The following is a 20,776-nucleotide window of genomic DNA, read 5'->3' on the forward strand; positions in this document are numbered from 1 at the left end:
TCAGTTGTGGCGTAGGCGGAAATCATGATCACCACAGTGTCCGGGTGTTCTTTTTTTACGGCCCGCAGCACATCCAGGCCTGTAATATCTCCCAGGCGGATATCGGTGAGCACCAGATCGTATTTTTTCTGCTTGATACTGCCCAGGGCCTGCTTGCCGCTTTTGGCAAGATTGACCTTATACCCTCTTTTGGACAGAAGCATCTCCAGAAACTGGCGCATACTTAAGTCATCATCGACCACCAGAATGCTGTGTGCGTCTGCCATGGGGTCTATCCCAAGCTAATCCCTGGTGTAAACAATCCGGCCGCCAACAATGGTCAAAGCAGCGGCCCCCTTAAGTCTGCGGCCGGCAAAAGGCGTGTTGCGTCCTTTGCTCACAAACGCATCAGGGTCCACGGTCCAGCCGGCATCCAAATCAATAAGGGTGAGATCCGCCGGGTTGCCCGGCGCAATGCTGTTATTGATTCCTATAAGATCTGCCGGGGCCTTGGCCATTTTTTCCACCAGCTGCACCAGGGTCAAATGACCCCGGACCACAAGATCCAGGCTTAAGGCCAGCGCGGTTTCAAGCCCCACAATACCGAAGGCGGCAAGGTCAAATTCCACCTGTTTTTCATCCTCGGCATGGGGGGCATGGTCTGTGGCAATCATGTCAATGGTGCCGTCACAAAGCCCCTCAATAATGGCCTGGCGGTCCTCTTCACTGCGCAAAGGCGGATTCATCTTAAAATGGGTGTCATAGGGCGGGACATCCGCATCCGTGAGGGTGAAATAATGGGGGGCGGTTTCGCAGGTGACCCGCAGCCCCTTTGCCTTGGCCGCCCGGATGGCTTCAATGGACTGGGCCGTACTCATGTGGCAGAAATGAATCCTGGCGCCCGTCAGTTCAGCCAGGGCAATATCACGCATGACCATGACGGATTCCGCAGCATTGGGAATTCCTTTTAACCCCATGACCGTGGCCGGCAGCCCCTCGTTCATGGAGCCGCCGTCGGCAAGACGCTGGTCTTCGGCATGAACAAGCACAGGAATATCCAGGGATTTACAGTATTCCAGGGTCCGTCTCATGAGCTGGGAATCGGTGACAGGCATGCCGTCATCAGTCACGGCCCAGATCCCGGCTTTTTTCATATCTGCAATGTCGTTGAGTTTCTGGCCTTCAAGATTTCTGGAAATTGCCCCCACCGGGTAGACCCTGGCCGCATTCGCCTTCTGGGCCTGGGAAAGAATAAAGGAGGTAATCTGCGCATTGTCATTCACAGGTTGGGTATTGGGCATGGAACAGACCGCGGTGAATCCGCCGGCAGCCGCAGCCTTTAACCCTGTCTCCAGGGTCTCCTTGTATTCCTGACCAGGCTCCCGCAAATGAACATGCACGTCTATGAGTCCGGGCACGGCAATCAGGCCCTGACCGTCAATCACTTTGACATCGTCTGAATCGTTGGCAACAGCGGGCATTTGCCCCGGTTCGGACACCGCCTCAAACAGACCGTCTTTTATGCTGATATCCCTTATCCCCTCAATGTGACCGGGATCAATAACCCGGACGCCTTTAATTTGAATCTGCATTTCTACTGCCTCCTGCCACCAGATAAAAAAGGGCCATGCGAAGGGCCACCCCATTGGTCACCTGGTCCAGAATTACGGATTGTTTACCATCTGCCACCAGGGTTGAAATTTCAACGCCGCGGTTCAACGGTCCGGGGTGCATGACCAGGGCGTCCTTTGCCGCCATGGCCAGACGCGCCGGGTTCAACCCATACAAAGTCGAATATTCCCGTTCACTTGGAAAAAGCAGGCTGCCCTGGCGCTCCTTTTGAATCCTGAGCATCATGACCACATCCGCATCTGCCACACAGGTATCCATATCCCGGGCCACGGTGCAGCCCATCTGTTCAATACCCACAGGGATCATGGTCCCGGGGGCACAGATGGTCACCTTGGCCCCCATTCTGGACAGTCCGATAATATTGGACCGGGCCACCCTGGAATGGGAAACATCCCCCACAATGGAAACTTTTAAATCTTCAAACCCGCCTTTTTCCTCCTGAATGGTCATCATGTCCAAAAGAGCCTGGGAGGGATGGGCATGGGTGCCGTCCCCGGCATTGATGACCGAGCATTGTACCCATTTTGCCACCTGGCACGCCGCGCCCGAACATGAATGCCGCATCACGATGATATCAGGCTTCATGGCCTCAAGGGTCCTGACCGTATCCCTTAAAGTTTCCCCCTTGACAATGCTGGAGGAAGATTTGGATATGGCCACCGTATCTGCGGAAAGACGCTTGCCCGCCAGTTCAAAGGACATCTTGGTCCGGGTTGAGGGCTCCTGGAAAAAAAGCACAATGGTTTTGCCCCGAAGGGTGGGCACTTTTTTCACGGCCCGCTGGGAGATCTCTTTCATCCCCCGGGCCGTATCCAGGATATAAGTAATTTCCTCACAGCTCAGGGAATCAATATCCAGAATATCTTTTTTCTCAAACCGCATATATATCATTCCTTAAAACAGCAAGGTGCCGATCCGGTTCAAACGGGCGCTGAAATGCGCCTTGTCCCAGGACCAGTAAATAATCATGGCTTCACCCCGCACTTCACTTAGATCCACAAATCCCCAGAACCGCGAGTCATGGCTGTTGTCCCGGTTGTCTCCCATGACAAAAAGCTTGTTGGCCGGCACGGTGATTTTCCTTAAATTATCCCGGGTGGTGATCTGGCCCGGCAAAATCCCGGAATCCTTGTAAAGGGCCCAGGGCTGGTCAGTGACAAGTTTGTCATTGACATACAGTTTTTTATTCACAATCTGAAGGGAGTCGCCGGCAACGGCAATCACCCGCTTGATGTAATCCTTGGACGGATCTTCCGGATATTTAAACACCACAATGTCATTGCGCTGGGGATCCTTCACCGGGATCAGGGTTTTCCCGTTGGTAAAGGGAATTTTCACCCCGTAAATAAATTTATTAACAAGGATCTGGTCCCCGATCTGAAGCGTCTCAAGCATGGAACCGGAAGGTATCTTAAAGGCCTGGACAATAAAGGTACGGATAAACAGCGCAATAACAACGGCAATGAGAATCGCTTCGATATTCTCCCGCCAGGTGCCTTTCTTTTTTTCACTCATTTTTATAATTCTTTATCCTAACAGCCATGGACCAACCCGGGCTGTCAACACCCGGGCCCACCCTCTTGTTTCTTGTTTCTTGTCTCTTGTCAGAACAGATGCTGGGGAACTCCGATATAGAATCTGGATTGCTGGATTTCAGTTTTCAGTATCTGGGCAATTTTTCTTGCCTTGACCATACTGGACAAAGGCACGGTGGGAACACTCTGGCCCTTGATGGTGATGGTCCCGCTTTTAAGCTCGGCATAGCTGACCTGGCCGTAGGACCTGGAAATGCCCCGGGGGTAGTCATGTCCGTAGTCGATGATCTGGGTAAAAATCTCTTTGTCAGACACTGAGGTATATTTAAGGATCTCTTCATTTAAGATGGGAATGGGGATGCCAAGCCCAACGGCAAGGGACACCCCATAACCGCGGATGCTCAGCCCCACCAGCCACTCAGGCGACATCTGCTTAAGGTCCCCGATAACGGACAGGGTCCCTGCCCCGCCCAAAGGCACACCGTTAAGGCCTCTGTCCACATCTTTTTTATGCTGGGTACCGGTCCAGGTCACGTACCCCTGGGCCCCGCCCAGAAAAATCCGTGTGCCCAGCCCGATGGTTTTCAAATAGGGATCGTTGAACAAGGGACTCAAACATCCGGATGTGGAATAGCTGGCATTGCCCACATTGGGTTTAAGGGTGCCCATGTACGTGTACTTTGTCTTGTCCGACCGGTTGATGGCGCAATTATAATTCTGATATGCGTTTCTCGGGTTGCACAGCATCGCATTGGGCAGATCCTTCAAGGTGACCATCTTCTCAATCCTAAGATTGGGATAACAGTCTGTGCCATAGCTTTCTGCCCTCACATGGACCTGTTTGCCGGCCACAAGATCCTGGATCACATGCCCGCCCCCGTAATTAAACTCGCCCGGATGGTATTTATTTAAGGGATCATCCTCACAAACAGCCGTGGCCCCGAGATAGCAGTCCACCGCGGCAATGGCCGAATAGGCCGGCACATTGTTGAACCAGGTTTTGGTGGTCCGGATCACAGGCGCGGACTGGCCGATGTTTATAAACGCACCGGATGAACACATGGGCGCAAAGGTGCCTGTGGTGACCACATCCACTTTCCGGGCAGCTTCCACAATTCCTTCTTTATCTGCGATATCAATAATCTCTTCCGCCGTTACCACCACGGCCTGTCCAGCCGCAATTTTGGCGTTTATCTCTTCATAGGTCTTATTCACCTGACAGGTGCTCATAATTTGCATTGTCCTGATTTTTTGGAAAAAGGTTATACGTTTACTGAATCTGAGCTTTAACAGACTCGATTTTTGAGGTGATGTTGTTTTTTATCCAGATCGCATCCCACCATTCCACGGGATTGACGAATACATTGTGAAGCATCATGGAAAAATGCAGATGATCGCCTCCGGCAAGCCCGGTCAGGCCGGTCCGGCCAATGATATCATCCTTTTTAACCCTGTCGCCTTTGGCCACATTCATCTGGCTTAAATGGGCATAAAGGCTGGCAAGACCAAGCCCGTGGTCAATGATGACGGTATTGCCGAAAATGCCGACATTTTCCGCCATGATGACCTGCCCATTGTTGGCCGCAGCCACAGAGGCATTGGCTATGGAGGCCAGGTCAATACCTGAATGGGTGGAATGGCTGATGACCTTTCCATTGTATTTATAGGTGCGTTTATCGGCAAATCCGGCCCGGTTGGCAGCCCCTGAAAGACGGCCGAAACACCCTTTCCACATCAATTCGGCCCGGGTGTCCGAAGGCACTTTAAGTACGGTTTCCACATTCTGCCGGCGAAGGGTCTCGTTAATATATAAAAATTTCGCCAGCAAAGGATTTTGTTCTGTCAGAAACTGCGCTTCCCTGGGTCCCAAGTTAAAGTCAGGCATTTTGACTTCCAGAAAACTGTCTGAGATATTCAGGGTGTCGGACCTGAAGTTCTTGTCTTTGATATAGTGGTAGAATCCCCGCTTGGTCTCATTTCCGGCCGGATCCCGGGCTTCCACGACAATACGGGTGTCAGGACCCTGGGTATGATCCAGGGCAAAGAAGGCTGCGACCATCATGGGATCATTAAACACACCGGAATATCCCGGGAAAAAATTCTCCCCCACCCTGACGCCGGTTTGAATATTTTTTTCATCCAGTTTGTAAATCACAAGGCCGACACCGCCCTTGGACACATTATGCTGGGAGGTCAACACCTCAAGCCGGGGCGGCACCGTATCAATAACCACTGGCAGCTCTTCATAAAAACGGTTGCCTTTGCCCCATTTATGCCAGGCATAATCCGTTACAATAATCCGGATAACGGCCTGACCGTCGCTCATCCCGTATTTCCGCGTTTCAACGGGAACGGCAAAGGTGTCTGACAGGGTTTTCTTTCCACTGAACAAAGAGAGAATGGAAGGGGAGGGATACGGTTTGTCCCAAAGAATTTTTTCGTTATTTTTCTGCACCAGGGAAACGGTTACATGGCGCAAACCGGTTCCCTCATCCGTTGCAGTCATATTTATTTCATAGGATTGTTTCAGATACGGGGAAGGCAGACGGACATCAGCTTTGGGCACATCTCCCTCATATTTGCAAAACAGAACCCAGCCCACAGGCACGGCAATTGCCAGAAATATAATCAGGAACAGTGTTTTCTTCATCAAACAACCTTATTTTTCAAGAAGTTAGACGGCTATATTTAAAATCATATTAAGATATCAGCAAACGCCTTTCTTATCAAGGAATTTTCCCCTGCCCTGATCCACCTTGACATTTACCCGGACGAATAATAATTAGGTCTATCATTATTTTTTTCTTGTTTTTAAGGATATGCCGAATGACAAACTTTTTTTTTGACCTGACCCGGAACAACCCGAATCTTTTTTTTCTAATTGCCGGACCCTGTGTTATAGAGGATTTAGACACAAGCCTTGGCATTGCAAAACACCTGAAACAGGTCACCGGCGATTTAGGTATTCCTTATATTTTCAAAGCCTCCTATGACAAGGCCAACCGCACTTCCATCCAGTCATTCAGGGGCCCTGGCCCCGAACGCGGTCTTGACATCTTAAAACAGATTAAAACCGAACTGAACATCCCGGTCATCTCTGATATCCACCTGCCTGACCAGGCTGCACAAGCAGCCCAAGTACTCGATATCATCCAGATCCCGGCATTTCTATGCCGCCAGACAGACCTGATTTTAGCCGCCTGCAGAACAGGCAAACCCGTGAACATCAAAAAGGGCCAGTTTCTTGCACCGGCTGACTGCCGGAATATTGTTGAAAAAGCCAGATCCACAGGGAACCGGGACATTGCCATTACGGAACGCGGCACCTGTTTCGGGTATCATAACCTTGTGGTGGATTTCAGATCCATACAGATTTTACGGGAATTGGGCATACCTGTAATTTTTGATGCCACCCACAGTGTGCAGCTTCCCGGCGGCAGCGGCAATGCATCGGCCGGGGAAAGACAGTTTATCGCCCCCCTTGCCAGGGCTGCCGTGGCCTGCGGTGCCCACGGCCTGTTCATGGAAACCCACCCTGATCCGGACAAGGCCCTGTGCGACGGGCCGAACTCCATCCCCCTGGATCAAATGGAAACGCTTTTAACCCATCTGGTCAATATCAGGAAAGCTGCAGGACAGGCCCTATGACAACACAATTGGCAGATATCCGGCTGCTGCTTTTAGATGTGGACGGGGTGCTCACCGACGGCAGCATTACCTATACGGACACAGGCGAGCAGATCAAAAGTTTTAATGCCAAAGACGGCCTTGGCATCCGTCTGCTCATGGAAGCAGGTATTCCTGTCGGGATTGTCACGGCAAGAATCTCGGGCGCCCTGCGCCACCGCTGCGACAATCTGGGCATCACCCTGGTTTTTGACGGGGCCAGGGACAAGGCAAAGGCATTGGCATCCATATCCGCAACTACGCAAATCAGGGCCGCACATATTGCTTTCATGGGGGATGATCTGATTGACCTGCCGGCCATGACCCGGGCCGGATTCGCCTTTACGGTGGCCGACGCCCCTGACGAAGTTAAGGACCGGGCAGATATGATTACGGATTTGCCCGGGGGAAAAGGAGCGGTCCGCCAGGCCTGTGAGGCCATCCTCAAAGCCAAGGGCCTTTGGGAAACTTCGGTTTCAAGGTTTCTGTCATGAGCAGCGCCGGCAAAAAAAAACTGATACTGCCCCTGGTTCTGCTTTTAGGACTCATTCTTGCAGGGTTAGGTGCGCATTATTACATCAACCATCTGCTCACCAGGCCCATAAAACTTGAAAATATAGAGGTGGATGACAAAGCTGCCCTCAAACTCAACATCCTTGAGCAGATTTCCAAAAAAAACGGCATCACCGAATGGAAGCTCAAAGCATCCAGTGCCACCCTGCTCAAAGACCGGAACAAGGCTGTGCTCAAAGACGTTGACATTGTTTTTTACACAAAGCAGAACACACAAGTCCTTCTCACCGCAGCCCGGGGAGAGCTCGACACCAAAACCCATGACATGACCTTTTCAGGGAATTTTATTGTCCGGTATCAACACTACTCCCTGACAAGTGAAACATTGCATTATACCAAAAAACCGCATATAATACGCTCTGATTCAAGGGTTACAATTAATGACGGGAACTCCGTAATAAAAGCAGACAGCATGGAGATCCTGCTAAACCAGGACCTGATCATCTTAAAAGGACACGTAGAAGGACAACTGAGTGAAAATAGCCAGGATTCCAACATATTATAACATCGCTTCGGCGTCATTGCTGATACTGCTGTTTCTTTCTACACAGATCTCCTTTGCAGCCCAGGGGAAAAAAGACATTGATAAGAAACAGCCACCTGCTGACCTGAGAATTACTTCGGATAAAATGGTCGCCAGCAAAGACCAGTCCATGGTGGAATTCATGGGCAAGGTCAAGGCGGTCCGGGCAGACAGCGTGCTTTTAGCAGATTCGGTCAAGGTGTTTTTCCATACCTCGGAAACCAAAAAGAAAGGCCAGTCAAACATCAGGCGAATTCTTGCCACGGGGAATGTGGAATATACAGAAGGGGATCGGAAAGCATTTTCGGACCAGGCGGATTATGACACCGCAAATGAGATACTGGTGCTCACCGGGGAACGAGCCCGCCTGCTTACGGGAAAAAGCTGGATCACCGGCAAAAAAATTACCCTGTTTAAGGCCCAGGAACGGATGGTTGTGGAAAGTGCCGAAAAAACCAGGGTCGAAGCTTTTTTCGATGTCCAAGACCAGGGCAGGTCCATGGATAAGCCTTGAGGGATAAGCCTTGAAACAGATGAGCCGACTGGTGCTGAAAAACCTTGTAAAGGCGTATGGCGGTAAAACCGTGGTGGATCAGGTCAGCCTGACCGTGAACCAGGGCAAAGTGACCGGACTTCTGGGACCCAACGGTGCCGGCAAGACCACCACCTTTTATATGACCGTGGGCATGATCCGGCCGGAAAAAGGCACGGTTCATCTTGACGGGGAGGATATAACCCAATATCCCATGTATATCAGGGCCAGGAAAGGCATTGGTTACCTGCCCCAGGAAACCTCTATATTTAAAAAACTGACTGTCAGGGAAAATATAACGGCTGTTCTGGAGGTTATTGACAAAAAAGTCACGGACATCAACCAGAAAGCCGAAACTCTGATGGAAGAGCTTGGTATACTGGCCCTGGCCGGGCAAAAAGCCGCGTCCCTGTCCGGTGGAGAGAAGCGCAGGCTGGAAATTTCAAGGGTTCTTGCAACGGACCCTCTATTTATTCTGCTGGACGAACCCTTTGCCGGCATTGATCCTCTGGCGGTCATCGACATCCAGCAGATCATATCCCAGCTTACGGACAAAGGCATCGGAATATTGATTTCAGACCATAATGTCAGGGAAACATTAGGCGTATGCGACACGGCTTATATCATGAGCCAGGGTGTGGTTATGGAATCAGGACCGCCGGAAAAAATTATTTCAAGCAAAATAGCGAAACGCATTTACCTGGGAGATAACTTCAGACTTTAATCATGGAACTTGGATTACAACAAAGCCTTGCACTAACCCAGCAACTGGTCATGACACCCCAGCTCCAGCAGGCCATTAAACTGCTTCAGCTGTCCCGGCTTGAACTTGCCGAAATGATCGAGCAGGAAATGGAGCAAAATCCCGCCCTTGAAGAAGTCGTCGTTGATGATGCCTCTGACCAATCCATCACGGCCCAGGAAACCGAAATCCGGGAAGCGGAAAATGATGCGCCTGTCAAGGAAGTCACCATTGAAGAGCGGGTTCGGTCGGATACGGATTGGGAAAATTATATCAATGAATACAACTCCACCGGCAGAATGCACACGGAGTCTGAAAACAGTGAAGCCCCCAATTACGAGGCATTCACGTCTGAGAAACAAACCCTTGAAGCGCATTTGAAATGGCAGCTGATGCTTTCGGATCTTACAGCCCAGGAGGAAGCCATCGGCAACATCATCATCGGCAACCTGAACCGGGACGGATATTTATGCGCCGATGTGGAAGAACTGGCCCAGGCAGCCCAGGCCGACGTCCAAACCGTTGAGCAGGTGCTGGCTGTGCTTCAGACCTTCGACCCCCCCGGGGTGTGCGCCAGGGACCTGTGCGAGACACTTCTCATCCAGGTCCGGCAGCTTGGCATTAAAAACGACATCATCATCCAGATCATTACGGATCATTTAAAAAATCTTGAAAACAGGAACAGTAAAAAAATTGCCAAGGCCCTTAAAATTTCCGTTGAGGATGTGCGGGCCGCAGTAAAAATCATCCAGTTTCTTGAACCCAAGCCCGGCAGGAAATTTGCCACCGATGAATCCGCTTACATCACCCCGGATATTTACGTTTACAAAGTCGGGGATGATTTCAAAATTGTTATGAACGATGACGGCCTTCCCAAATTAAGAATTTCAAGATTCTACAGGGACGCTGTGGCCACCGGCAAAAAGATTCCCAAGGAGACCAAGACCTATCTCAATGAAAAGATGCAGTCCGCCTCCTGGCTGATAAAATCCATTCATCAACGCCAGAAAACCATTTACCTGGTCATGGAAAGCATCATAAAATTTCAAAGGGAATTTTTTGAAAAGGGCATTGCCTATCTGCGGCCTTTGATTTTAAAAGACATTGCCGAAGATATTGAGATGCATGAATCCACGATCAGCCGGGTCACCAGCAACAAATATGCATACACCCCCCAGGGGCTGTTTGAACTGAAATATTTTTTCAACAGCTCCATAGAACGGGTTGACGGGCCTAACATGGCATCGGCCAGCGTCAAGGAGAGAATAAGACAACTCATTGACAACGAAGATTCCAACACGCCCCTGAGTGATGATAAAATCGCCGAAATTCTGAAGGAATCAGACATTCAGATTGCCCGGCGCACCGTGGCAAAATACAGAAAAGTGCTCAATATTCTGCCATCCAACAAACGCAAACAATTATAAAGGGAGTAATTTATGCAGGTCACTATCACGTTCAAAAAAATAGAGGCATCCGATTCCCTGAAATCCTATGTAAATAAAAAGCTTAAACGGTTTGACAAAATGCTGGACGGCCCGGCCGAGGCCAGTGTGGTCCTGAGCGTTGAAAAAATAAGACATATTGCCGAAATCACCCTGACCAGCGGGGCGCTTAACATCCATGCAAAGGAAGAATCCGAAAGCATGTATGCCACCATTGACATCCTGGCGGATAAAGTCAAAAGCCAGATCACAAAACATAAGGAAAAAATCAAAAAACACATGTCAGGCAATAAGTCAAGCCTGGCAGATACCCGGGAGTTCAGTATTGATGAACCGCAGCCCGGGAACACGAGTGACATCGTCGAAGAACTCCTTGATACAAAACCCATGGACATTGAGGATGCGGTGATAGAGCTGGAATCGGGCAAAAAATCTTTTTATGCGTTTATTAATGCCCGCACAGAGCAGGTCAATGTGATTTATAAACATAATAACGGAAAACTGGGACTGATCGCCCCCCAAGGATAGTCGAAACCCATGAAAATCAGTGACATTCTAAAGCTGGACGCCATTATCGCAGAGATGGAAGCCAAAAACAAACCAGAGGTTATAAAAGAACTGTCTGGCGCTGTTGCACCGGTGGCCGGAACCCAGGCCCAGGATGTTGCGGCAGTCCTGATGGAACGGGAAAACTTAGGATCCACAGGCATCGGCGGCGGCATCGCCATTCCCCACGGCAAGCTGGATACAGTAAAATCCATTGCTGTGGGATTTGGGCGCAGCATCAAAGGCGTTGATTTTGATTCTCTGGATAACCGGCCGGTCCATCTTTTCTTCCTGCTTTTAACACCTGAGCATTCCACAGGGGGGCACTTAAAGGTTCTTGCCCAGATTTCCAAGCTGCTGAAAATGAATCAGTTTAAAGAACGCCTGTTATCGGCAGGTTCAGCAGAACAGATTCATCAGATCATTCTGGAGAATGACGAAGACTTTTAACCATGGAAAATCTTAAGGTTTATATCATCACAGGGATTTCAGGTTCCGGGAAGACAACCGTTGCCCAGGCATTTGAAGATGCAGCCTTTTACTGCATTGACAACATGCCCATGGAACTTGTGCCCAAGGTGCTCGAACTGCCGCTGGGGGAGAGTGCCAAGGTCAAGGGTGCAGCCTTTGTGATGGATATGCGGTCAAAAACCTTTATACAAACATTTGTTTCAGGCGTCTCTGCGCTAGAAGAGATGGGCGTTTCTCCAGTCATCATTTTCCTTGAAGCAGATACCCAGACCTTGGTCAAACGGTTCAGTCAGACCCGCCGGCACCACCCCCTGGATACTGGAAAAAACCTTTTAGACAGCATCAGGGCCGAAAAACAGGGCATGGCCCCCATCCGCAAGCTGGCTCACCAGATCATTGACACCTCTCATTTCAATGTGCATCAGCTTAAAGCAAAAATACTGCATCTTGTGTCCAAGGATACGGGTTCCGAAAACTTCATGAAACTGAATATCATGTCCTTTGGCTACAAATACGGCATCCCGGTGGACGGGGATATTGTGGTGGATCTGAGGTTTCTGGCCAATCCCTATTTTGTGCCCCAACTTAAAGCCCATAACGGAGAATCCGATGCGGTAAAAGCCTTTGTCCTGGAAAACCCGGAGACAAAAACCTTTTTAGAAAAATATAACGATCTTATTGACTATCTCATTCCTTTGTATAAAAAAGAGAATAAGGCATATCTAACACTTGCACTGGGCTGTACCGGCGGCCGCCACCGAAGTGTCGCCATTGCCCGGGCTGTATTTGAACGGCTGATAAAAAAGGGCCTGAATCCAAGCTTGCGGCACAGAGACATTGACAGAGACATCATGGAAATATGATAGGCAAACTATGACAGGAATTTTAATTGTAACCCATGCGAATCTGGGGGCAACATTGATTGAAACCCTGGAATTTATTCTGGGGGCCAAGCAGGAAAAACTTGAATCCATATCCATAGACATCAAACAGGACCCGGAAAGTTTACGAAATAAAATCAAAAAAGGGATCAAAGATGTTTATTGCGAAAATGGGGTTATTATTTTAACCGACATGTTCGGGGGTACACCTTCAAACCTGGCCTATGCCTTTCTTGAAGAAGGAAAGGTGGAGGTGATTTCAGGCGTCAACCTGCCCATTGTTCTCAAAGCGGTAACCACCCGGGAGAAGATGGGAATCAAAGCATTGACTGCAGCCCTGATTGAACACGGGAAAAAAAGCATTTCCCTTGCCAGCGACATCCTGAAAGGGACCAGCCGGTCCTTATCCTAACCTGTGCCGTGCCTGTTTCCCTTTTGGGCATGGACAAGCATTTTCATTTTTGAAGGAGGCTTAAAATGACTGTAAAAATAGGAATTAACGGATTTGGCAGAATCGGGCGCATGGTTTTTCGGGCTGCCCTGGGAAATGATGCAATTGAAATTGCGGCCATCAATGATCTGACAGACACCGAAACCATTGCCCATCTGCTCACATATGACTCTGTCCACGGGCGTCTGCCCAACGAGGTGAGTCATGGAGAAGGGTTCATTACCGTGGATGGGAAACAGATCTGGGTCACCGCGTTAAAGGATCCTGCCCAGATTGCCTGGGCCGAAGCCGGTGTGGACATTGTCCTGGAATGCACCGGTCTTTTCAGAAACCGGGAAACCGCAGGCAAGCACCTTGAAGGCGGGGCCAAAAAAGTCATTATTTCAGCGCCTGCCAAGGACCCGGATGTTACCATTGTCATGGGCGTAAACCATGAAGATTACGATCCCGGAAATCACCATATTCTGTCCAATGCCTCCTGCACCACCAACTGCCTGGCCCCCGTGGCCAAGGTGCTGCTGGAAAATTTCGGTATTGTATGCGGGCTTATGACCACGATCCACTCCTACACAGGGGACCAGCGTCTGCTTGATTTCCCCCACAAGGACCTGCGCCGGGCAAGGGCAGCCGCGCTGTCCATGATTCCCACCACCACAGGTGCCGCCAAAGCGGTTTCCCTGGTATTGCCCGAGCTTGAAGGAAAACTCAACGGCCTTGCCGTACGGGTCCCCACACCCAATGTATCCCTTGTGGATCTCGTGATCACCACCGAAAAAAAGAATCTGACCAAGGAGATGATCAACCAGGCCCTTAAAAAGGCATCTGAAACCAGCCTGAAGGGTTATCTGGGGTATTGCGACAAACCCCTGGTATCCATTGATCACAACTCCTGCCCGCTTTCTTCCATTGTTGATGCCTCCTGTACAGATGTCATCAACGGCGAAATGGTAAAAATCTTTTCATGGTACGACAATGAGGCCGGTTACTCACACCGCATGGTTGATTTGGCTGCCATGGTGGGCAACGCCCTTTAAAGGAGGTAAAAAAATGACAAAAACGCCGAAAAGAACGCCATTGATTGCCGGCAACTGGAAAATGTACAAGACCGGCACCCAGGCTGTTGCTGCGGCAAAACAGGTGGCAGACTTAACCAAGGGTGTGGACGGCGTTGATATCATGATTGCCCCCACTGCACTGTCCCTGCCCCTGGTGGCAGCGGTCCTGGGCAAAGATTCCCAGATCCGGCTGGGGGCCCAGAACATTTACCCCGGCACGGAAGGTGCATTCACCGGGGAGGTGTCCGGGCAGATGATCAAAGATGCAGGCGCCGACTACGTCATTATCGGCCATTCCGAACGCAGGCAATATTTTGGCGAAACCGATGAAAGCGTTGAATTTAAAATCCGTGCAGCCCTTGATGCAGGACTTATCCCGGTGATGTGCATCGGAGAGACGGAAAGCCAGCGGGAAGCGGATAAAACTTTTTTTATCCTTGACAAACAGATATCAGATGGGTTAAAAGGCTTTGGTCTTGGGGAACTTGATACCCTTATTCTGGCCTATGAGCCGGTATGGGCAATCGGTACCGGAAAGACTGCCGGACCCGAGCAGGTCAAAGAAGTACACGAATTTTTGCGGCACCTGCTCAAGGGAAAATATTCCGAAGGCTTGGCTGCAAAGACCCGGATTTTATACGGCGGATCAGTAAAACCCGGCAATATCAAAGATCTGATGCAGCTTGAAGATGTTGATGGTGCCTTGGTTGGCGGCGCGAGCCTGAACCCGGAAGATTTTAATAAAATTATTAGGTTTTAGACCTTTTTTTATGACAAGCATTTTAATAGCCATACACGTTGCAGTTTGCATCTTTTTGATACTTGTTGTGCTTTTGCAGACCGGTAAAGGCGCAGAGATGGGTGTATCCATGGGCGGTGCAGGCAGCCAGGCCCTTTTCGGCGCAGCTGGTCCCGCAAACGTCCTGACCAAGATAACTACGGCTGTGGCTATTATCTTCATGGTCACCTCTCTGATCTTGGCCTATATGTCAGGGCATCAGTCCCAGTCCAGTGTCATGAAGGGCACATCTGCACCGGCAGGACAGCAGGCACCAGCAGCAAAGTGAATAAAAATGAGATTTTTGCCGAAGTGGTGGAATAGGTAGACACGCACGCTTGAGGGGCGTGTGGGGAGACCCGTGGGAGTTCAAATCTCCCCTTCGGCACCATAAATTCAAAGCCGCGGCAATATTGCTGCGGCTTTTTTTATAGACTGACATGAACGAAGACAATAAAATAAATTGTTACAAGTGCCGGTTTTTCTATGTCACCTGGGAACCGGCCCACCCAAACGGCTGCAGGGCATTGGGGTTTAAAAGCCGCCAACTGCCCAGCCTCACAGTATTCCGGTCTTCGGGAAAGCCCTGTGAATATTTTAAGGAAAAAAAGAAATAGGCTGTTGAACTTGCGCCTTGAATTATGGGCAAGCGGGCTTATTATACCTGATTATGACTTACCACAATGATGCCACCGGGCCTGACCCGAAAAAAATCGAAAAAGAGCTTGGGGAATTTCTGAACAAGAAGTTTGGGGGAAGTGTTAAGATTCTGACGCCTTCCATCCAGCCCCAACAGGAGATCATCACCGGCGCAACACCTCAGTTGGGCAAAAAAAAGCTGATTGATTTCAATATCAAGCCTTCGGAACTGATCAGCTACCTTGACCAGTATGTTGTCCGGCAGGACAAGGCCAAATCTGTTCTTGCCACAAAGATCTGCACCCATTTCAACCGTATCCGGCACCAGGAAACCATGACCACGGAACCGTTCAAGATCACGGGCAATATTAAAAGCAATATCCTGCTGCTCGGTCCCACCGGTATTGGAAAGACTTATCTGATCAAGCTTATCGCCAAAAAGATCGGGGTGCCTTTTGTCAAGGCAGATGCCACCAAATTTTCCGAAACCGGCTATGTGGGCGGAGATGTGGAGGATCTGATCCGGGACCTGGTTAAAGAGGCCAAGGATGACATTGAACTTGCGGAGTGCGGCATCGTTTATATTGATGAAGTTGACAAGATCGCTGCCAGCCCCAATGTCATAGGCGCCCAGATATCACGAACAGGGGTTCAGCGGGCCCTGCTCAAACCCATGGAAGAGACTGACGTGGATTTAAAGGTGCCCCATGATCCCGTATCCATGATGCAGGAACTTGAGGCCTTCCAGAGAACCGGGAAACGCACGGCCAGGCGGGTGAATACAGCCAATATTCTGTTTATTCTGTCAGGCGCGTTTTCAGGACTGACAGATGTGGTGAAAAAACGCTTGAGCAAACAGGCCATCGGATTCGGTGCATCGCTCAATCATGCCAGAAAAGACAATGAGCTCTTAAAAGAGACCCGGTCCGAGGATTTAGTGACGTACGGATTTGAATCCGAATTCATCGGCAGGGTCCCGGTGCGCTGTGTGCTGGATGAACTGAGCCAAAAAGATCTGTACGACATCCTGAAAATGCCCAACAACCCTGTAATCTTAAGCAAGCGCCTTGATTTTAAATCATACGGAATTGATGTGGTATTCACCGACGAGGCCCTGGAGGCGCTGGCGTCAAAGGCGCACAAGGAAAATACCGGCGCCCGGGGACTTGTGTCCGTGGTTGAAGAAGCCATGCTCATTTTTGAAGAGAAACTGCCTTCCGAATCCGTCCGGCAGTTTGCCATCACCCAACAGGTACTGACCACGCCCGGGCAGGTTTTAAACGATCTGATCCAGGGCAATGACAAGGAAAGATATGAGGCCGAATATAACCATGCCCTGGCCCTTTTTTCAGATTATATCTGTGACTATGTAAAAAAGAACTGGAAAATTTTTTCCATCCGTCACGGCCTGACCCTGACCCAGATTCGCACAAAAATGGTGGCCCAGTATTATACGGCCCATGTCATGGAAATTGAGGACGCGGTTAAACAGGTCAAAAAATTCTATGACAACGTAAAAGAGATGGAACTGGAGATTTCCAAAAACTATGATTTAAATGTCGTGTTTGAAGAAGATGCAGCGGATTTTTTCATCCAGCAGTTCATAGAGCACAACGCCACAACGGATGAAATCCTTTCAAAAATCTACACGGATTTTTTTGACGGCCTTAACCTGATTCGGGAAAAAACAGGGAAAGCCAGATTTTTCCTGTCCAGGAATGCATTAGTCGACCACGAAACCTTTCTCAACGATCTTATCAAAAAAGAAATAAAATAAAGAGATAAAATGATTGGAATTTCAAAACTTTATTGCGCCACGGTGGAGCCCTCGGATACCTTGCGATATTCAAGGCATTCAGGCAAACTTCCCTCTCATCTGCTTCAATTCTCAATAGACAAAAAGCCGGTGGTGGTATGGAACATGACCCGGCGGTGCAACCTGAAGTGTGTTCACTGCTATGCCCAGTCTGAAAATATTGTCTATGACAATGAACTGACCCACGAACAAAGTCTTGCCATGATGGATGACCTGGCAAAATTCGGGGTGCCGGTGCTGCTGTTTTCCGGGGGGGAACCGTTAATGCACCCACGCCTTGTGGAATATGCCCGGTATGCCGTATCCAAGGGCATGCGGGCCGTCATCTCCACCAACGGCACCCTGATCACCAAAGAGAAGGCAAAGCAGCTCAAAGAGGTGGGATTGTCTTATGTAGGAATCAGCCTGGACGGACTTGAAGCCACCCATGACATGTTCAGGGGCGTTCCCGGGGCGTATCAAAAGGCATTGCAGGCTGTTGACAACTGCCAGGAAGCAGGCATTAAGGTGGGGCTTCGTTTTACCATCAATAAAAGAAACGTAAAGGACATCCCCGGAATTTTTGATCTGCTGGAAGAAAAAAACATTCCCAGAGCCTGTTTTTACCATTTAGTGTACTCAGGCCGGGGCCAGGAAATCGCTAAAGAAGATTTAAGCCACGAAGAGACCCGCAAGGTGCTTGATCTGATCATGGACCGCACCAGGGATCTGCATGACCGCAACAAGCCCAAGGAGATCCTCACCGTGGACAACCATGCAGACGGCCCCTACCTGTACCAGCGTCTGCTCAAGGAAGATCCGGAACGGGCAGCCGAAGTGCTCGAACTGCTTGAGATGAACGAGGGCAACAACTCCGGCCGGGGCATCGGCTGCATCTCCTGGGATGGTGAAGTCCATCCGGACCAGTTCTGGCGGGAAATCAGTTTCGGCAACATCAAGGACAGACCCTTCAGCGAAATCTGGACAGATCCTGAAAATGAATTTTTGATGAAAATGAAAGAAAAGAAAAAACACGTAAAAGGCCGGTGTTCAGAGTGCCGGTGGCTGGATATCTGTGCCGGCAATTTCAGGGCCAGGGCTGAGTCCGTTGCCAATGACCCCTGGGATTCGGATCCTGCCTGCTATCTTACGAATGAAGAGATCAAAAAGGAGAATGCATAATGCTGTTTCCCGACTACAGGGGCAGACGCCTGCGGGCCACGGAAAATTTCAGACGGATGATCAGGGAAACAAAACTTTCCAGGGATGATCTGGTTCTTCCCTTGTTTGCGGTGGAAGGCAAATCCGTAAAAAAACCCATCAATTCCATGCCCGGACAGTTCCAGCTCTCCATCGACCACATTGTCACCACGGCAAAGCAGGCCAAAGAGGCAGGCATCCCGGGCATCATGCTGTTCGGGATTCCCGATAAAAAAGATTGTCTTGCCACCCAGGCCTATGCCCATGACGGGATTGTTCAAAAAGCGGTGACAGCTGTCAAAGAACAGGTACCGGACCTTACCGTGATCACCGATGTCTGCCTGTGTGAATACACGGACCACGGTCACTGCGGCATGGTCATGGATGACGGCACCATTGACAATGATTCCTCCCTGGATCTGATTGCAAAAACGGCGCTGTCTCATGTACAGGCAGGTGCCGACATGGTAGCCCCTTCCGACATGATGGACGGCCGTGTGGCTGAAATCAGAGGCACCCTGGATGACGAGGGGTTTTCCCATGTGCCCATCATGTCCTATGCAGTGAAATACGCATCTGCCTTTTACGGCCCCTTCAGGGAAGCAGCGGAATCCGCGCCTAAATTCGGGAACCGCAAAACCTACCAGATGGATCCGGCCAACTCCCTTGAAGCCATCAGGGAAGCCACCATGGACATTGAGGAAGGCGCGGACATCATCATGGTAAAACCGGCGCTCTCCTATCTGGATATCATTTTCAGGGTCAGGGAAGAGATTGATCTGCCTGTGGCCGCATACAATGTATCCGGTGAATATTCCATCATCAAGGCGGCTGAAATGATGGGATGGGTAGACGGCAAAGCCATGATCATGGAAACCCTGTTATCCATCAAGCGGGCCGGGGCAGACATCATCATGACTTACTCAGCCATTGATGTGGCCAGGGAGCTGAACAGCTGATGGCGCATCCCCACAAAACACATCCCCCGGGACATGGGGCCCCCCTCGCTGCAGGTAAAAACAATACCCTGCGCCTTGTGGCCTGGGAGACAACCCGCCGGTGCAATCTGACCTGCAAGCATTGCCGGGCTGCGGCCGAAGACCATGTATACACGGATGAGCTCACCACAGAAGAGTCCTTCAGGCTCCTTGACCAGATCAGAGAGGTGGGACAACCCATCATCATTCTCACCGGCGGCGAACCGCTGCTCCGGAAGGATATATTTGATATTGCCGCCTATGGGGACAAAATCGGACTTCGCATGGTCATGGCCCCCAACGGCACCCTGCTCAATGAAGACAATGTGGCACGCCTTATTAAAAGCGGCATCAAACGCATTTCCGTAAGCCTGGACGGGGCAACCGCAGCCTCCCATGACGCGTTCAGGGGCCTTGACGGGGCCTTTGACAGGGCCGTAAACGGCATAAAAACCGCAAAGGCGGCCGGGCTTGAATTTCAGATCAATACCGTTATCACCAAAACCAATCTGGATGAAATTCCTGCCATCCTTGCCCTGGCTGAATCCTTAGGGGCTGCGGCCCACCACATTTTCCTTCTGGTTCCCACGGGCCGGGGCAAATACATCGTGGATACGGCCATTGACGCAAAGGAGTATGAAGAAACCCTGAACTGGTTTTACGACCAGCGGGACAAAACCGCTTTGCAGCTCAAAGCCACCTGTGCCCCCCACTATTACCGGATATTACGCCAGCGCGCCAGGGCTGACGGGAAAAAAGTCAGTTTTGAAACCCATGGGCTTGATGCGGTCACCCGGGGCTGTCTTGCAGGGACCGGATTCTGCTTTATCTCCCATGTGGGCCGGGTCCAGACCTGCGGGTTTTTAGACGTCACCTGCGGAGACATAAAAGAACATCATTTTAAAGAGGTGTGGGAAAATTCAGAGGTGTTTAACAAATTGCGGGACTTCAACAACCTTGAACCCAAATGCGGAATCTGCGAATACAAACAGGTTTGCGGCGGATGCCGGGCCAGGGCATACGAAGCCACCGGCAATTACCTGGCCCAGGAACCTTTGTGTACATACCAGCCGGCCCGGTATAAAAAAACAGCATTTTAGCCCAGGTAAAGACTGTCAAGAAGATCGAATAGTTTTTCTCTGGCATCTTCAAACGCTTTGAGCTTTTCACGTGCCGCAGTGATATTCTTCTGGTTATAGAGCGAAACAATTTCTCGGGCCGTATCATGTACCGCTATATGGGGGGCCTTAATGTCCTTAAATAGCTGCGTTTTTGTGAAATCTCCCTGGGCCGAGTCATACCACTTGCCCAGCAGACAGTCATGATGCCCGGTCACCTCGATTGCCTGCATCTTTT

At 50.2% G+C, this 20,776-nt stretch carries 24 protein-coding genes and 1 tRNA gene; 18 read left to right on the forward strand and 7 right to left on the reverse strand.

All coding sequences use genetic code 11. From position 1 onward, the window contains the following. The 6 genes from AB7U36_RS01170 to AB7U36_RS01195 form a co-directional block, all read right to left on the reverse strand. Positions 1 to 266 (reverse strand): response regulator (locus AB7U36_RS01170; protein WP_428157971.1); only part of this gene is annotated, 266 nt, incomplete at its 3' end. A gap of 15 nt (positions 267 to 281) precedes the next feature. Continuing rightward, entirely contained in the window at positions 282 to 1,571 is a 1,290-nt protein-coding gene (locus AB7U36_RS01175; protein WP_428157972.1) for a dihydroorotase, read from the reverse strand. Then, entirely contained in the window at positions 1,555 to 2,493 is a 939-nt protein-coding gene (locus AB7U36_RS01180) for an aspartate carbamoyltransferase catalytic subunit (protein WP_428157973.1), read from the reverse strand. Before AB7U36_RS01180 ends, AB7U36_RS01175 begins: the two co-directional genes overlap by 17 nt. Before the next feature lie 12 nt (positions 2,494 to 2,505). Next, the gene (gene lepB, locus AB7U36_RS01185; protein WP_428157974.1) at positions 2,506 to 3,126 is read right to left on the reverse strand and encodes a signal peptidase I; all 621 of its coding nucleotides are present in this window, start codon (positions 3,124 to 3,126) and stop codon (positions 2,506 to 2,508) included. Positions 3,127 to 3,215: 89 nt separating this feature from the next. Next, positions 3,216 to 4,376 carry a homocysteine biosynthesis protein gene (locus tag AB7U36_RS01190; RefSeq protein ID WP_428157975.1) on the reverse strand — a complete coding sequence of 387 codons (1,161 nt, stop codon included), beginning with the start codon at positions 4,374 to 4,376 and terminating at the stop codon, positions 3,216 to 3,218. A gap of 40 nt (positions 4,377 to 4,416) precedes the next feature. After that, positions 4,417 to 5,796 (reverse strand): M23 family metallopeptidase, encoded by a 1,380-nt coding sequence (locus tag AB7U36_RS01195; RefSeq protein ID WP_428157976.1) that lies wholly within the window; start codon positions 5,794 to 5,796, stop codon positions 4,417 to 4,419. 176 nt (positions 5,797 to 5,972) lie between these two features. Between AB7U36_RS01195 and kdsA the strand changes: the two genes are divergently transcribed. The 18 genes from kdsA (at position 5,973) to ahbD (ending at position 20,520) form a co-directional block, all read left to right on the forward strand. Continuing rightward, positions 5,973 to 6,794: a 3-deoxy-8-phosphooctulonate synthase gene (kdsA, locus tag AB7U36_RS01200; protein WP_428157977.1), complete on the forward strand. Its 822-nt coding sequence runs from the start codon at positions 5,973 to 5,975 to the stop codon at positions 6,792 to 6,794. After that, on the forward strand, positions 6,791 to 7,306 hold the full coding sequence (locus AB7U36_RS01205; RefSeq protein ID WP_428157978.1) for a KdsC family phosphatase: 516 nt from the start codon (positions 6,791 to 6,793) through the stop codon (positions 7,304 to 7,306). The genes kdsA and AB7U36_RS01205 overlap by 4 nt, the downstream gene beginning before the upstream one ends. Continuing rightward, entirely contained in the window at positions 7,303 to 7,890 is a 588-nt protein-coding gene (gene lptC, locus AB7U36_RS01210) for an LPS export ABC transporter periplasmic protein LptC (RefSeq protein ID WP_428157979.1), read from the forward strand. Before AB7U36_RS01205 ends, lptC begins: the two co-directional genes overlap by 4 nt. Further along, entirely contained in the window at positions 7,859 to 8,422 is a 564-nt protein-coding gene (locus AB7U36_RS01215; protein WP_428157980.1) for an LptA/OstA family protein, read from the forward strand. Before lptC ends, AB7U36_RS01215 begins: the two co-directional genes overlap by 32 nt. A 19-nt stretch (positions 8,423 to 8,441) precedes the next feature. After that, positions 8,442 to 9,164: an LPS export ABC transporter ATP-binding protein gene (gene lptB, locus AB7U36_RS01220; protein WP_428157981.1), complete on the forward strand. Its 723-nt coding sequence runs from the start codon at positions 8,442 to 8,444 to the stop codon at positions 9,162 to 9,164. 2 nt (positions 9,165 to 9,166) lie between these two features. Beyond that, positions 9,167 to 10,609, forward strand: coding sequence for an RNA polymerase factor sigma-54 (gene rpoN / locus AB7U36_RS01225; RefSeq protein WP_428157982.1), 1,443 nt, complete (start codon positions 9,167 to 9,169; stop codon positions 10,607 to 10,609). A gap of 12 nt (positions 10,610 to 10,621) precedes the next feature. After that, positions 10,622 to 11,155 (forward strand): ribosome hibernation-promoting factor, HPF/YfiA family, encoded by a 534-nt coding sequence (gene hpf, locus AB7U36_RS01230; protein WP_428157983.1) that lies wholly within the window; start codon positions 10,622 to 10,624, stop codon positions 11,153 to 11,155. Between the two features lie 9 nt (positions 11,156 to 11,164). After that, positions 11,165 to 11,623, forward strand: a complete 459-nt coding sequence (locus AB7U36_RS01235; RefSeq protein ID WP_428157984.1) for a PTS sugar transporter subunit IIA — start codon at positions 11,165 to 11,167, stop codon at positions 11,621 to 11,623. A 2-nt stretch (positions 11,624 to 11,625) separates the two neighbouring features. Further along, on the forward strand, positions 11,626 to 12,507 hold the full coding sequence (gene rapZ / locus AB7U36_RS01240) for an RNase adapter RapZ (protein WP_428157985.1): 882 nt from the start codon (positions 11,626 to 11,628) through the stop codon (positions 12,505 to 12,507). 10 nt (positions 12,508 to 12,517) lie between these two features. After that, positions 12,518 to 12,937, forward strand: coding sequence for a PTS sugar transporter subunit IIA (locus AB7U36_RS01245; protein ID WP_428157986.1), 420 nt, complete (start codon positions 12,518 to 12,520; stop codon positions 12,935 to 12,937). Between the two features lie 65 nt (positions 12,938 to 13,002). Beyond that, a complete protein-coding gene (gap, locus tag AB7U36_RS01250) occupies positions 13,003 to 14,010 on the forward strand; it encodes a type I glyceraldehyde-3-phosphate dehydrogenase (RefSeq protein ID WP_428157987.1) in 1,008 nt (335 codons plus the stop codon). A gap of 13 nt (positions 14,011 to 14,023) precedes the next feature. Then, entirely contained in the window at positions 14,024 to 14,791 is a 768-nt protein-coding gene (gene tpiA, locus AB7U36_RS01255; protein WP_428157988.1) for a triose-phosphate isomerase, read from the forward strand. Positions 14,792 to 14,801: 10 nt separating this feature from the next. Continuing rightward, positions 14,802 to 15,098, forward strand: coding sequence for a preprotein translocase subunit SecG (gene secG / locus AB7U36_RS01260; RefSeq protein WP_428157989.1), 297 nt, complete (start codon positions 14,802 to 14,804; stop codon positions 15,096 to 15,098). A gap of 17 nt (positions 15,099 to 15,115) precedes the next feature. Continuing rightward, positions 15,116 to 15,200, forward strand: a tRNA-Leu gene (locus AB7U36_RS01265). A 279-nt stretch (positions 15,201 to 15,479) separates the two neighbouring features. Then, positions 15,480 to 17,225: an AAA family ATPase gene (locus AB7U36_RS01270; RefSeq protein WP_428157990.1), complete on the forward strand. Its 1,746-nt coding sequence runs from the start codon at positions 15,480 to 15,482 to the stop codon at positions 17,223 to 17,225. 9 nt (positions 17,226 to 17,234) lie between these two features. Next, positions 17,235 to 18,425, forward strand: coding sequence for a 12,18-didecarboxysiroheme deacetylase (gene ahbC / locus AB7U36_RS01275; protein ID WP_428157991.1), 1,191 nt, complete (start codon positions 17,235 to 17,237; stop codon positions 18,423 to 18,425). Next, a complete protein-coding gene (gene hemB / locus AB7U36_RS01280; RefSeq protein WP_428157992.1) occupies positions 18,425 to 19,402 on the forward strand; it encodes a porphobilinogen synthase in 978 nt (325 codons plus the stop codon). The genes ahbC and hemB overlap by 1 nt, the downstream gene beginning before the upstream one ends. Continuing rightward, positions 19,402 to 20,520 carry a heme b synthase gene (gene ahbD / locus AB7U36_RS01285; protein ID WP_428157993.1) on the forward strand — a complete coding sequence of 373 codons (1,119 nt, stop codon included), beginning with the start codon at positions 19,402 to 19,404 and terminating at the stop codon, positions 20,518 to 20,520. The genes hemB and ahbD overlap by 1 nt, the downstream gene beginning before the upstream one ends. Here the strand turns inward: ahbD and AB7U36_RS01290 are convergent. Beyond that, the coding region (locus AB7U36_RS01290; protein ID WP_428157994.1) for a CZB domain-containing protein at positions 20,517 to 20,776 on the reverse strand (260 nt) is incomplete at its 5' end. The genes ahbD and AB7U36_RS01290 overlap by 4 nt on opposite strands.

This window comes from Desulfobacter sp., from assembly GCF_050177295.1.

What these genes read in the sequence shown, in the direction of transcription:
- AB7U36_RS01175 (WP_428157972.1), bottom strand. Translation starts at nt 1,571, where the DNA reads ATGCAGATTCAAATTAAAGGCGTCCGGGTTATTGATCCCGGTCACATT.
- AB7U36_RS01180 (WP_428157973.1), bottom strand. Translation starts at nt 2,493, where the DNA reads ATGCGGTTTGAGAAAAAAGATATTCTGGATATTGATTCCCTGAGCTGT.
- lepB (WP_428157974.1), bottom strand. Translation starts at nt 3,126, where the DNA reads ATGAGTGAAAAAAAGAAAGGCACCTGGCGGGAGAATATCGAAGCGATT.
- AB7U36_RS01190 (WP_428157975.1), bottom strand. Translation starts at nt 4,376, where the DNA reads ATGAGCACCTGTCAGGTGAATAAGACCTATGAAGAGATAAACGCCAAA.
- AB7U36_RS01195 (WP_428157976.1), bottom strand. Translation starts at nt 5,796, where the DNA reads ATGAAGAAAACACTGTTCCTGATTATATTTCTGGCAATTGCCGTGCCT.
- kdsA (WP_428157977.1), top strand. Translation starts at nt 5,973, where the DNA reads ATGACAAACTTTTTTTTTGACCTGACCCGGAACAACCCGAATCTTTTT.
- AB7U36_RS01205 (WP_428157978.1), top strand. Translation starts at nt 6,791, where the DNA reads ATGACAACACAATTGGCAGATATCCGGCTGCTGCTTTTAGATGTGGAC.
- lptC (WP_428157979.1), top strand. Translation starts at nt 7,303, where the DNA reads ATGAGCAGCGCCGGCAAAAAAAAACTGATACTGCCCCTGGTTCTGCTT.
- lptB (WP_428157981.1), top strand. Translation starts at nt 8,442, where the DNA reads ATGAGCCGACTGGTGCTGAAAAACCTTGTAAAGGCGTATGGCGGTAAA.
- rpoN (WP_428157982.1), top strand. Translation starts at nt 9,167, where the DNA reads ATGGAACTTGGATTACAACAAAGCCTTGCACTAACCCAGCAACTGGTC.
- hpf (WP_428157983.1), top strand. Translation starts at nt 10,622, where the DNA reads ATGCAGGTCACTATCACGTTCAAAAAAATAGAGGCATCCGATTCCCTG.
- AB7U36_RS01235 (WP_428157984.1), top strand. Translation starts at nt 11,165, where the DNA reads ATGAAAATCAGTGACATTCTAAAGCTGGACGCCATTATCGCAGAGATG.
- rapZ (WP_428157985.1), top strand. Translation starts at nt 11,626, where the DNA reads ATGGAAAATCTTAAGGTTTATATCATCACAGGGATTTCAGGTTCCGGG.
- AB7U36_RS01245 (WP_428157986.1), top strand. Translation starts at nt 12,518, where the DNA reads ATGACAGGAATTTTAATTGTAACCCATGCGAATCTGGGGGCAACATTG.
- gap (WP_428157987.1), top strand. Translation starts at nt 13,003, where the DNA reads ATGACTGTAAAAATAGGAATTAACGGATTTGGCAGAATCGGGCGCATG.
- tpiA (WP_428157988.1), top strand. Translation starts at nt 14,024, where the DNA reads ATGACAAAAACGCCGAAAAGAACGCCATTGATTGCCGGCAACTGGAAA.
- secG (WP_428157989.1), top strand. Translation starts at nt 14,802, where the DNA reads ATGACAAGCATTTTAATAGCCATACACGTTGCAGTTTGCATCTTTTTG.
- AB7U36_RS01270 (WP_428157990.1), top strand. Translation starts at nt 15,480, where the DNA reads ATGACTTACCACAATGATGCCACCGGGCCTGACCCGAAAAAAATCGAA.
- ahbC (WP_428157991.1), top strand. Translation starts at nt 17,235, where the DNA reads ATGATTGGAATTTCAAAACTTTATTGCGCCACGGTGGAGCCCTCGGAT.
- hemB (WP_428157992.1), top strand. Translation starts at nt 18,425, where the DNA reads ATGCTGTTTCCCGACTACAGGGGCAGACGCCTGCGGGCCACGGAAAAT.
- ahbD (WP_428157993.1), top strand. Translation starts at nt 19,402, where the DNA reads ATGGCGCATCCCCACAAAACACATCCCCCGGGACATGGGGCCCCCCTC.